Source organism: Dialister succinatiphilus YIT 11850 (genome assembly GCF_000242435.1).
Taxonomy (GTDB): domain Bacteria; phylum Bacillota; class Negativicutes; order Veillonellales; family Dialisteraceae; genus Dialister; species Dialister succinatiphilus.
Window position 1 is genome coordinate 658396 of sequence record NZ_JH591187.1, and the last position, 10823, is coordinate 669218.

General features: G+C 48.8%; 13 protein-coding genes. 4 read left to right on the forward strand and 9 right to left on the reverse strand.

All coding sequences use genetic code 11. The features are described 5' to 3' along the window. Positions 1-156: 156 nt before the first annotated feature. Genes HMPREF9453_RS02775 through HMPREF9453_RS02795 form a run of 5 tightly spaced genes read right to left on the reverse strand, consistent with a single transcriptional unit; the run spans position 157 to position 2394 of the window. Positions 157-729: a hypothetical protein gene (locus tag HMPREF9453_RS02775; RefSeq protein WP_148363681.1), complete on the reverse strand. Its 573-nt coding sequence runs from the start codon at positions 727-729 to the stop codon at positions 157-159. Next, complete coding sequence (locus tag HMPREF9453_RS02780; RefSeq protein WP_008859047.1) at positions 722-1255, reverse strand: peptidoglycan recognition protein family protein; 534 nt, start codon at positions 1253-1255, stop codon at positions 722-724. Before HMPREF9453_RS02780 ends, HMPREF9453_RS02775 begins: the two co-directional genes overlap by 8 nt. Beyond that, on the reverse strand, positions 1248-1505 hold the full coding sequence (locus tag HMPREF9453_RS02785; protein ID WP_008859048.1) for a hypothetical protein: 258 nt from the start codon (positions 1503-1505) through the stop codon (positions 1248-1250). The genes HMPREF9453_RS02780 and HMPREF9453_RS02785 overlap by 8 nt, the downstream gene beginning before the upstream one ends. Before the next feature lie 10 nt (positions 1506-1515). Next, on the reverse strand, positions 1516-1824 hold the full coding sequence (locus tag HMPREF9453_RS02790; RefSeq protein WP_008859049.1) for a hypothetical protein: 309 nt from the start codon (positions 1822-1824) through the stop codon (positions 1516-1518). Between the two features lie 3 nt (positions 1825-1827). Further along, positions 1828-2394 carry a DUF7338 family protein gene (locus HMPREF9453_RS02795; RefSeq protein WP_008859050.1) on the reverse strand — a complete coding sequence of 189 codons (567 nt, stop codon included), beginning with the start codon at positions 2392-2394 and terminating at the stop codon, positions 1828-1830. 343 nt (positions 2395-2737) lie between these two features. Between HMPREF9453_RS02795 and HMPREF9453_RS11875 the strand changes: the two genes are divergently transcribed. Next, positions 2738-2938 (forward strand): hypothetical protein, encoded by a 201-nt coding sequence (locus HMPREF9453_RS11875; RefSeq protein ID WP_148363682.1) that lies wholly within the window; start codon positions 2738-2740, stop codon positions 2936-2938. A gap of 225 nt (positions 2939-3163) precedes the next feature. On the opposite strand, the gene HMPREF9453_RS02800 is transcribed toward HMPREF9453_RS11875, so the two are convergent. Both HMPREF9453_RS02800 and HMPREF9453_RS02805 read right to left on the reverse strand, forming a co-directional pair. Next, the gene (locus HMPREF9453_RS02800; protein WP_008859051.1) at positions 3164-4048 is read right to left on the reverse strand and encodes a phage baseplate protein; all 885 of its coding nucleotides are present in this window, start codon (positions 4046-4048) and stop codon (positions 3164-3166) included. A gap of 125 nt (positions 4049-4173) precedes the next feature. Further along, the gene (locus HMPREF9453_RS02805; RefSeq protein ID WP_008859053.1) at positions 4174-4596 is read right to left on the reverse strand and encodes a hypothetical protein; all 423 of its coding nucleotides are present in this window, start codon (positions 4594-4596) and stop codon (positions 4174-4176) included. A 480-nt stretch (positions 4597-5076) separates the two neighbouring features. Between HMPREF9453_RS02805 and HMPREF9453_RS12245 the strand changes: the two genes are divergently transcribed. From HMPREF9453_RS12245 to HMPREF9453_RS12445, 3 genes are all read left to right on the forward strand, one after another. Then, positions 5077-5658, forward strand: coding sequence for a tyrosine-type recombinase/integrase (locus HMPREF9453_RS12245; RefSeq protein WP_232217308.1), 582 nt, complete (start codon positions 5077-5079; stop codon positions 5656-5658). 363 nt (positions 5659-6021) lie between these two features. After that, entirely contained in the window at positions 6022-6255 is a 234-nt protein-coding gene (locus tag HMPREF9453_RS12440; RefSeq protein WP_455737528.1) for a gp53-like domain-containing protein, read from the forward strand. Next, a complete protein-coding gene (locus HMPREF9453_RS12445) occupies positions 6255-6500 on the forward strand; it encodes a gp53-like domain-containing protein (protein ID WP_455737529.1) in 246 nt (81 codons plus the stop codon). The genes HMPREF9453_RS12440 and HMPREF9453_RS12445 overlap by 1 nt, the downstream gene beginning before the upstream one ends. A 370-nt stretch (positions 6501-6870) precedes the next feature. On the opposite strand, the gene HMPREF9453_RS02815 is transcribed toward HMPREF9453_RS12445, so the two are convergent. Then, positions 6871-7881: a hypothetical protein gene (locus tag HMPREF9453_RS02815; protein ID WP_008859055.1), complete on the reverse strand. Its 1011-nt coding sequence runs from the start codon at positions 7879-7881 to the stop codon at positions 6871-6873. Continuing rightward, positions 7882-10821 carry a phage tail protein gene (locus tag HMPREF9453_RS11020; RefSeq protein ID WP_008859056.1) on the reverse strand — a complete coding sequence of 980 codons (2940 nt, stop codon included), beginning with the start codon at positions 10819-10821 and terminating at the stop codon, positions 7882-7884. Between the last annotated feature and the right edge of the window lie 2 nt (positions 10822-10823).

The window sequence follows — 10823 nt, forward strand, 5'->3', positions numbered from 1 at the left end:
CTACAATGCCTACATAATTGCCTACCAAAGTCAATTTTTGACTTCGGTAATCGTGGGGATCCGCATTTCTTCGCCACTGCCATTTATTATTTGATTTGCTATCCACTATAAATCAAAAAAAGACGGCCGCCGGAAAGCACGGTAGCCGTCTTTAAATTACCATTCACAGAGTGTATACATGACGGAACCCCCTTTGACGTGGCTTCCGTCGAAATGCAAAGTGCCCTCCCATCGGCCTGCCTGATACCCGGCGGATATGTAAGGTCTATCGCCAATGTAAGTAACACCTGTCTTTATTTTATGGGCTTTCCGAAGGCTGATTTTATAGATATCCACCTTCTGCTTATCTTCATTCGGGACTATCGCCGTTCGGTCCGCCTTTGCAATCGCCGCCGATGGAAGGGACTTATCATTAGCCTTTATGGCGGTGGCCGCCCGCTCTGCGGCCTCCTTCACTGTCGGGGCCTGCACATAATAGGTAACCGCCGGCGGCATATCAGAAGAACGCTGAATTTCACGGGTTATGACCCGGCTTTCAATGGGAGTAACTTTTAACTGTTCTTCTATCTTTTTAGGGTCCTTTGCATCCTCTTGTGTTATCGTTACAGGCCTTTCCCTGCGTTCCTCTCTGTCCCAATGGATAGCAATAGTAATGGACGCAATAATAGCCACTGCAAGGACTGCAAAGGCCACGGCCTTCACAGTGTCCGCCTTCCAACTCTCATTCATCTTCATTCGCCCATTGATTTTGATAATAGAGGGCCTTCCCCCTAATATAATCACCGCCAGAACCCCATTCACGGCTGTCGGGAAGTTCCCACAAGTCCCATCTCTCACAGGTGGTATTAGGGCCGTAGCCGTCAAGTTCAGCCGCTTCGGCATGGGTCATCATATGGTCACTGTCGATGGGAAGGCCGGTGGCGTTAGAAATCGTAGCCAGCACCTGTGCAAGACATTCAACCTGCTCGCTTGTAGGCGGCTCACTCCCAAAGTCCACTGTTCCATCAGCGAATAACTGTGCATCCGGCTCGCAGCATAATGTAACGGCGATGGAACCTGTATTCCTGTGCCACGTAGCGGAAGGCGTTTCGTCCAACGGCTTTGTAAGGTGCAAGGATCCATCACTGTCAATGTTCAAGTGGTAGTCACTAAAATGCTGGCCGTAATGCCCTGCCGTCACATGCATGTAGACATTGGAATAATCCCCGCCTTTAAGCATTTCACTAAGCTCATCCAAAGAAATTTCTCTATCCATTATCTTTATGCTCCTCTCCATAACCGCCCGGACGGCTATTATATTTACTGTTAATCAATTTGTTCGCCACCTGTATGGCACCACCACCGCCGCCCGTAATACTTGCAAACGTGTCATAGTTCTGCCAGTATTGGTGCTCCATGACAAGGTAGACTGACACCGCCAGGAAGGCAATCCACCCCACAATGGCAAGCGCCCTTGTAAGGGATAATTCGTTGTTTTCATACATCAGCATTTTAATGTATTTCATTTATGATCACCTACGCTTTCGGGAGCTTTCGAAGGTCTTGAATCATTGAGGTCCCTTGGCCGTTTCCACCCAGTGCGTGATAGGTACTGTAGATTTCCTCGGCGCTGGCTTCGTCGGCGTAGGAAATCTTGTGCTCAGACTGCCCCTTCTCATGAATCCGGCGAAGTTCAATCTTGAGAAGGGCCCGTATCCCGCACTCCGTGCTTTCCCGCTTTTTCTTGCTGCCACGTTCTTTGTTTAAAAGGTAGCCGATAAAGAAGGAAAGCACGGCATAAGAGCCTTGGGAAAATAGTGACACCGCAATAGAGTAATAGTCCATTTTTCATCTCCTATGGATGGTGAATCTTGTAGCAATCATGGCCCGGCAAGGGCTGGAGAAATCATACTTCCAGCCTAGATAAATACACCATTTCAAATACTTGTTGATAGGGTCATCGTTCTTGTAACGGAAGGCATTGGAACAGGTAGAATAGTGTTCGCTTTTCCGGCGGATAGTTTTCGGGTCTGTATCCACTCCGAAAAGATAGAAAGCAAACCCGTATCCGCAGTTGCGGTAAAGCCAGAAGACACGGTTAAGGTAGTGCTTTAGCCAAAGACGTTTTGGAAACGGCTTTTTCGCTAAGACAATCTTCTTTGACCGCCCGTGTCCTATGGTCATAACGGCAGTGTCATAATAATCATCAAAGTCATAAGACAGCCACTTTTGGCAGTCATAAAGAACGTACTGGCGGTTGTCTAATGCGCTATCCCACGTCTGCCAGAGCTTTAGGAAGGCTGGTAGCTCCCCTTCATCGTCGGAAAATAACACAATGAATGGATTAGTGAGATAACAGAGTGCCATACAGATAAGCTGGCAAAAAGCAAGGATTACATATTTTAGATAAATCAAAGGAAACACCTTCTTTCTATGAGAACCAATGGAAAAACATCAATGAATGGTATTTACCCATTGAGGAAATGCCTTCCCACACGCACAAATACAAGCTTTTCAGTGACAATCTAGGCACTACGCTAGAAGACTCCAAAGGGGGCAAGTTTATGGCGGGCAGGGCTGGTGCAAATGCGCATACTGCATTCTTGTGCGGTCCAGGATTAAGCAATGAAAATCATTTGTATCCAACGGGCGGAGATGCGGCGCATATGAACATGCAACCATATAAGGTTGTTTATATCTTTCATAGGACCGCATAACCTCCATTGAGGAATTGGCTCCTCACATGCATCAAGAGAGAATGACAACATCTGATGGGAATCCTAATCCGATTGTTAACTTAGAAACCAGTGGGAATTTAAGTGGAGCAACTGTTCCTCAGCGTTTTGGATATACAAACAAGGCTACTGATACGGTAAATACAGTTAGTGTTGGCGGCGACAAACCACATAACAACATGCAACCTTATCAAACTGTTTACATCTTTAAACGGTCCTCCTAAAAATATAAACGACTTTGTAAGGCTCCATGTTGTTGTGCGGCACATTGCCGCCTTGTGGGTAGACTGTATCTTGAGTAATATGTCCAGTGTATGTTGTTCCACTAGTGTTCAACGCATGATCATAGTTAAAAACGTATTTCTGGGAATTGGCAGTGTCTACAGCCCAGCCAACATATCCACCTACATAAAAGGAGTGCACATGATTTGCTAATTCCTCAATGGATACTATTTCAGCCTATGGAATATGTACACAGTCACATATGGCGGCATGTTATTATGGGGCACATCATTGCCGAAATTCATTGATATGATATCAGTATTTTGTGCTGCGGAAGGACCGGATTGAATAGAGCCGCCCCATTCGCCCCCTCCGTGCTGCTTATACGTGAAAACACCGTTCGGACTCTTATTAAACCCACCGGCTACAATATTACTATCACCATTGAGTAACCTAAACTGTAAGTCGCCTTTTACAACAGGCAATTCCTCAATGGATAATTTGTGTTTTTCTTCACCGCCGGTAGCTCCTGCATTATAGACTGTCCCACTATCCGCCTTGCCAGCGCCAATGAGCACACGTCCTGCCGCCGTCTGTACCCATGTGGTGTCACTCATGTAAGGAAGATAAGTGGATGGATTGGCCGATTTATCTGAGTAGATGTAACTCCCCACCGGGTACTGGGCATGCATGGTGTCCGAAAGCGTTTTTGTAATTTCCGACTTTATCGTATTATGCAGAGAATTAATGGCGCTTGTGATAGCCTTGTTCATCTCGCTGACCATTGTATCCTGTGAGTCGGTATTTACCTTCCATTTGCAGGAACCATCGGCCACCGTCGTACCGTAGGCAGTCCATTTTGGCTCCGTGGTTCCGCTTGTACCTGCAGTGGTGCAGGTGGCAACGCATCCGGCAGGCAGGTTCGGGCTTCGGATGATGGCGCCGACGGTGTAGGACGTTGACGGCTGCCAAATGCCACTGGCAAGGTTCATGACTACATTGTTTTGATTTTTCATGAAGTCATACATATTGGCAAAGGTAGTTGGCTTGGACGTATCGTCCCATGTGCCGTAGCCGTCCTTGATAAAGTCCTTACATTTTTCAATGGTCATGCTTTTTCACCGTCCTTCTTTTCTTCCTTCTTTTCGGGCAAAGGCTTACTTCTCACGCATTTCGGATTCGTGCAGAGGCCTGTCTTTTCATCCATTTTGCGGTGGCACAAGAAACATCTTTCCATTTAAATCTCTCCCCTCTTGGTCGTATACTCACTGACTAAAGTCTCACGTTCGGCCTTTAGGTCATCAAGATACTCCGTATCTCCAATGGCGTTGGCTTTTGCCATCTCGGTTTCCACGTTGGAAATCTTCTGACTGTACTCACTGTCGAGAGCGGCCAGCTTCTGTTCCCGTACCTCATCTTCCGTCGGGGCAGGTCTTTCCACCAGCTGGCCAGTCTTGTAGATAAGGTCATTCTGCACGGCTTCATTCCACGCCGCCCCATCTTGCTCAATGGCTATGCCGTCGGGATAATTCTTCGCGGCAAGGGCCTTGAGTTCGTCTACGGTCTCCCCGTGGATGCCGCAGACATAGGAGGTCTCTCGCTCCCCTGTGTCTGCGTTGTAGACACTGACGTACTGCAGGGAGGTATCTGTACTGTCCATGTTAGTCTCCTTATACTAAAATAGCCCCCATAGAAGGGAGCTGATATTTATATGAAAAACCCAAATGGGTATGGTTGCATAAAGCATTTAAGCGGTTCACGGAGGAACCCGTGGGCGTTCGTAGTGACGGAAAACGGTAAGCAGAAGGTAAAGGGTTACTTCCCGACTAAGTAGGAAGCCCTTGCGTTTCAGGTCGATTGGAACAAATCGCATGACCGGCACCGCCTTTCTAAAATAACATTTAGTGAGTTGTACCTACGATGGAAACCGAAGCACGTCGAATACTTTCGTGTCACAGAATCAACAGTTAAAGGCTATGAATCAGCGTATAAGCACTGTTCAAGCCTCTATGACAGACCTGTGGAGGACATAAGGTATAAAGACTTACAGGCAGTCATTGACTCCATGCAGGGCCTATCTTATGCGTCGAAAAAGAAGGTAAGGAACCTGCTTTCTTTAACTTTCGCTTATGCACGGAAGATGGAATACACAAGCCGTGACTTTACGGGGCTTATCCACATCGGTAGAAACAGACCTGTGAATCCGCATCACGCCATTAGCAAGCGGAAAATCAATCAGCTTTGGAAACTGGTTTCTACCGTACCGGACGTTGACTTGGTGCTGATTCTCATCTACACCGGCTTGCGGAATGGAGAGCTTAGGAACCTTCTCAAGTCTGACATTAACCGCAGGCAGAAATTCCTGCGGGTCACCAAGTCCAAAACGGCCGCCGGTATCCGCATTGTCCCCATTCATCACCTCATCTGGCCATTGATTGAAAAACGCCTTGCAAGCGAAGGCCCCTATCTCGTGAACGTCCAGGGCAAGCCCTACGACTATAGCCGTTTTGCAAGGACGTTTAGGAGAGTCATGAAACTCGTCCACGGTGAGAAGCACAAGCCGCACGACACTCGCCATACCTGTGCTACCCTGCTTGACGGTGCAGAAGTGAATGAAAATGCACGGAAGATGATTCTCGGCCATGCCCGGCAGGGCGTAACCAACAGTGTGTACACCCATAAGACGCTCCGGCAGCTCCGGAAAGCCATTGAGTCCCTGTGATACTAACCTGTTACTGACTGGCAGAGGACATAGTCTGAGATATGCGGTAAAAGCGGAGAGAGTTGTGATACTGATATGCTACTCAGAAAATTGGAAAAAGTAAGGGCAAATGGCGGATAGGGTTTTACCGATATCCGATAAAATCGTATGTGGCGGGCTTGGCCGGGAATACATTTCTACAGGGTGGAGCTAGCGCAGGCCAGTCAGTCACTTTTCCAGTGGCCTTTTCCAGCGTCTTGTGTTGCACCTTTTCCCCTAGAAACGGCCCATCAGACCAGTGGCCACCGTGGCTTGCCTGGCTCTCCAACACAGGAGCCGGTTGTTGGGCCTCTACTGGCTGTCCAGTGTCCTATGTAGCCATGGGTGTGTAGACAGGGTGGATATGGTAGCGTAGGGCAAGACCAAACAGCTACCTTTACCTATCCTGTTTCCTTCCCATATGCCGTCATAGGGGCCCTTTTAGGAAGAGCCTACTCAGCCCATGAAGTGTCCCCAACAATCACCAACTTGCAAAAATCCTATATGCAATGGACAAGTAAAGGTGCCGGTGGAGCAAGCTATGGCGCCAATACCTTTTTCACAGTAATTGGCTATTAATGTCCGACGGCAAGTCAATCATTTCCTGTAGACAGGGTGGAAATCGCAACAGAGGCAATCAGACATTTCCCATCGCCTTTTCTCAAGTTTTTGGAGTGTACGCCACCCGAAACAACAATGGATGGGAATATTCCGTTATTGTCTCGTCAGTTTCAAATACAGGCTTTTATAGCGAAGCAAGGAACCAAGCTAACGATAATCCTTACGATTATTGGTGGTACTGGATAGCTTTTGGAAGAGGTTAATAGCCTACTGCAATATACAGTTTGTTTGTACCATCGCCATAGATGTATAATCCTGTTTTGTCGTGCATCGAAGAGTGATAATCCCAGTCGCCTGAGTATGCGACCGAGTTAGCGTACAGGCAGGCAGACGGGAAAGAAATCGGATAGGCGGCCCATCCTTGTGAGTAAATATATCCACCCTGTCTATACTCCAAATGCTATCCAAAGAATCGCATAGTTGTTGTTATAGCAGCTAAATCCCGTGTTCCAGTACGAATTAATGTGCAGGTTGTTCTGCGTTTTTAAATCGTTCATGGCGGTAATAAGCGGAGTAAACACCCTTGAAAAGGCAATAGGGAAAGTTACGTTTGTGCTACCATATCCACCCTGTCTACAGGCCAAAGGCAAGGAAGGAAATCCAGTGTGTGTAAGACGCACTGCCGCCATAGTTAAATCCAGTGTTCGACACGTTATAGAGGTAGTATTGGCAATAATTACCATCATTCTGCATGGCAAGACTGGCGCAGTTTGAATTGAACGAGATGGGGAAGCCTACATAGTTCCCATTATTTACACTGGCATGTCCACCCTGTATAATGAGCGGAATGGTACCGCCCAATTTCACCCACCAGCTGTTTGAGTTGGAGACGTTGCCTGCGACAACGCCAGCTTGCGATTTGATATAGTTCATGATGTCAGTGCCGTTGACCAGGAGCTTTCCGTCTGAACTTGACAGACGTAGGGAATAATCAGCATCGTCGGCGCTCTTTTCATGAAAGTCAAGGATGCTGCCTACTTCTGCTACACCATCAGAGCCGATGGCCGGGAAGTGCGTACCATCCCATGCGCTTCCTTTTACGTTTGGCGTGTATGGCAGGTGGTCCAAACCTGTGCCGCCGTGGGCCACGGGAAGGATGCCGGTAATGCCGGGTGTTACTGATTTATCAGCTTCATTGAGGTTTACCCTCTTAGTGCTTGCAAGGTCCACCTGTACGGTCTGGCCCAGCATGGCCGGGGTTACGATTTTATCCTTGTTAGTGCCTGCCGTCACCTCAGCCTGCGTGGCAAAGTCAATGGTCCTTGGGAGCATAATGTAGGCCGCAGTCCCGTCGGAGATAGTAGAGCCTACGGCTCCCCAGACAGGCTCAGCGGCGCCGCTGGTGCCTGCCGTGGTCACTCTTGCAATAGTGTTGGCGGGCATGTTCGGAGACAGTACCACCTGTCCCTTAATGTACGTCGCCCCGGGCTGCCAGAGAGCCATGGACACAAGGGAGTACATTACCGCATAGTGGTTTTTAAGATATTCCTGAAACTGCTGCTCAGTTGTGCCCTTGCTAGCATCGTTTGGATCGGGATAGTCAAGCATCCCGTCCAGTGTCTGTAGTTTTTTAACGTCTGTCATTTAACCCTCCAGTAACTCATTAACAAATCCCTGCCATGTGATGTCCACTGTCCCGGCTACCTGCTTGCCTGTGCTATCCAGCAAGGCAATGACGCAGGGCGTCTTGCTCAAGACTTTAACGGTCACAGCATCATCATCCTGCACGGCGTCGATGTGGACCGCCGTAGTCTCATAAAACGGCGTGGTAATCGGGAGCTCCATCCCCTCGGCGGGCACCGCCAAATCTTCAAAGTGTTCCTGCCGGTCCGGCACATCGACATAGGCATGGAGGCCTTTGATAATCGTCTCTTGATAAGAGTTGTTCTTTGCCTCAACCTTTATCTGGATATCGTCACCGGCCCGAACCTCTACCTTGTCAGACCACTGTTTCCAAAGGTCTGCAGTAGTATCCCATACGTTAGCGTTCTTTTTCTGAGTCGTCCAAAAGCTGGCGTCCGCCTTATTGGCAGGCCAGAAGGAGGAGTTGAGAGCCAGCCGGTAGTAAACGACTGCCGGTCCCTCAATGTCCGTGGTGAGCCAAAACTGGCCGCTTGCCGGGGCCTTAAATTGACAGTTGGCAATGTAGGATTGAAAGGAGCTATCCCACATCTTAGCGTCTTTGGTGCTCCAAAACTTTCGGCCTTTTTCATGCCACATTTTCGTGGAGTTGACGGCGTGGATGTAGCCATCAGATAAGACCGTGCCGTTGTTTTTAACATCGGCAAAGCCCGCCGCTCCAAAGTCTTTATCAAAGAGGACGTTTTCTTGGAGCAAATCCCCCATGTCGAGTAGACAATACGCAAAGTTTTTGGACTCATTGCCATTGGTGTCCACGGCCTTTATCATGACGGCGTGAGTGCCCTGCCGGATGGTCTGCGTTTCGTAAGGCTGGGTTGTAATCAACCCTTCCTGGACAGCTATGCCGGTTTCCCAGTTTAATTCCTTGCCCTGCGTGTACTTGAGGATAAATCCGGCAATGTCGTTCGGGTCGGGATAAGTGTATTTCCACCAGTACCGGCGGATAGATGAGGACATCTTTTCAACATTAAGAACCTCCACATCCGGAGGGAGGATCTGCACGGATTTTGGAATAAACGGATAGGCCTGCACATCGGCGAGCGACTGCTCCATACCTCCGAACACATTAAAGGCGGTAAATTTAAAGTAGACCGTCTTGCCAATGTAAGCATTTTTGAGTCCGGACCGCAGGAATGCCTCATCACACCTTGCAATCTGCGTACCGGTCGGATGGTACTCGGGGTCGCTGCCAAACTGGCCACGGACAAGTCCGAACAGCTTCCAGTGTCCGTTGTCCAGGAGCTCAGCCGTCTGGTAAGAGAGCGCCTCTCCGTCGATGTACATGACAGTGTCCCCGTTTTTAGCACTGGTAGCATCCACAGAAGTAAATTCACCTTGATTGAGCACCATCTCAAGTGAGGTGTCCTCAATCTCAAGTGGCGCAGCCAGAGTGCCGTAGCGTGCCCGGTAGTCAATGGTTCCAAGTTTGCGGTAGTACTCATTAGTGTCGGATACCCATACGGAGCACCCGCCCCAGTTGGGATTCTTGCCCCAGGTCCCTAACCACACCTCATTGTCCGCATCCGTCATAAGGGCAGGTGGCTGGAAAATCATGGGTGGCTCGCAGCTTCCGGGGTCCGGATTGAAATCAATCAGGGGCCTCTCATTTTCGTGGACGTTGTACTCAGCTTCACTGTACACGCCTTTAGCCCGGGAGATGGCGGTGAAGGTCAGCACGCCGTTGGTGGCCTCTGTTACGCTGTCAATCATGGCGGGCTGGTTTTCAATCCCCATAGCGGGGTCATTGAGCATGACAAGGTCGCCAGGCTCTAAACGGCAGAACGCCCAATCCAATTTAAAGGTATATTTAACCCTTTCGTATTTGTTCTTCCGGCACAGTTCTTCGGCGAGCTTTACCGCTCTGGTCTTCGTGTAGAGGTAGTGGGCAGAGACAGTAGACGCCTGCCTTACGCCGTGCTCTTTAATGTCATCGTTGTCCTGATAGTTTACGATTTCCTTTTCATAGCCATTGGACCGGTTCAGAAACTCTACAGATATGCGGTTGTATACTTCTGAAGACTCTTTGCGGGCATAGGAGATGCATACTCCACCATCCTGGGGGATGAAGTCATCCGGCCCCAAGTTGTACCGGATCGTTTTATCCGGAGTCCAGCTTCCGACAGATCTGTCTGCCCTGGGTACGATCTTCAACTTGTCGTTGGACCAGAATATATATGCATTGGTAATCGTCGCAATATCGTTAATGATATCTCTGGCTGCTTTTGCATCCGTATCGTCTGACGGTGTGGAAATCAGCATGTCAGCTTCTTTACAGTATTTTCGATAGTTGTCGATTCCATCAATCTGCAGCGAAGACAGTCCGATCTTCGACAGAATGTACAGGATGTAATCAGCAGGGTTTACGTCTACCCCGTCTCCAGTGTCCAACAGTTTTCCTTTTACTTCGAAGTTGTACTGCGGCATGCTTCCGGCATCGCCCAGGTCAATAACTCCCGCCATGTACGCCAGGCCGCTGTACGCTAAAGCCTTATTCGGATGTTTCCCGGATACATACGCCCATGGCTTCTGGTCAGAAGTTCCGGAGAACAGCGTGAGCCCCAATTCCTCATTCGGATACTGGTATATATTTTTATCTTTCCAGATCTTACCGATGCCGGATACCGGGCCTTCACAGAGGGCCAAAATTACAGCAACCGTATAGGTATAAGTAATCTGGGTAGTCTTGCTATGCCCGCCTTTCCCTGACTTCTGCGACGTTTTGTGCTCGTGTGAAGTGAAATCATCCCAGTAAATCACATTCGGCGATACACGAGTCGTTCCAAGGACTTCCGGAACGGTAGAGCCATACTGCGCTGTAGATACTTCAAAGTCAGAGATCTTATTCTCACGGATAGTAGTGTTATGAGATTTTAAAAGGCCCATAT

Excerpts from the sequence above, each read along its gene's own strand:
- HMPREF9453_RS02790 (WP_008859049.1), bottom strand. The coding sequence starts at position 1,824 with ATGGACTATTACTCTATTGCGGTGTCACTATTTTCCCAAGGCTCTTAT.
- HMPREF9453_RS12245 (WP_232217308.1), top strand. The coding sequence starts at position 5,077 with ATGGAATACACAAGCCGTGACTTTACGGGGCTTATCCACATCGGTAGA.
- HMPREF9453_RS02815 (WP_008859055.1), bottom strand. The coding sequence starts at position 7,881 with ATGACAGACGTTAAAAAACTACAGACACTGGACGGGATGCTTGACTAT.
- HMPREF9453_RS02800 (WP_008859051.1), bottom strand. The coding sequence starts at position 4,048 with ATGACCATTGAAAAATGTAAGGACTTTATCAAGGACGGCTACGGCACA.
- HMPREF9453_RS12445 (WP_455737529.1), top strand. The coding sequence starts at position 6,255 with ATGTCCGACGGCAAGTCAATCATTTCCTGTAGACAGGGTGGAAATCGC.
- HMPREF9453_RS11020 (WP_008859056.1), bottom strand. The coding sequence starts at position 10,821 with ATGGGCCTTTTAAAATCTCATAACACTACTATCCGTGAGAATAAGATC.
- HMPREF9453_RS02780 (WP_008859047.1), bottom strand. The coding sequence starts at position 1,255 with ATGGATAGAGAAATTTCTTTGGATGAGCTTAGTGAAATGCTTAAAGGC.
- HMPREF9453_RS02785 (WP_008859048.1), bottom strand. The coding sequence starts at position 1,505 with ATGAAATACATTAAAATGCTGATGTATGAAAACAACGAATTATCCCTT.
- HMPREF9453_RS11875 (WP_148363682.1), top strand. The coding sequence starts at position 2,738 with ATGACAACATCTGATGGGAATCCTAATCCGATTGTTAACTTAGAAACC.
- HMPREF9453_RS02805 (WP_008859053.1), bottom strand. The coding sequence starts at position 4,596 with ATGGACAGTACAGATACCTCCCTGCAGTACGTCAGTGTCTACAACGCA.
- HMPREF9453_RS02775 (WP_148363681.1), bottom strand. The coding sequence starts at position 729 with ATGAATGAGAGTTGGAAGGCGGACACTGTGAAGGCCGTGGCCTTTGCA.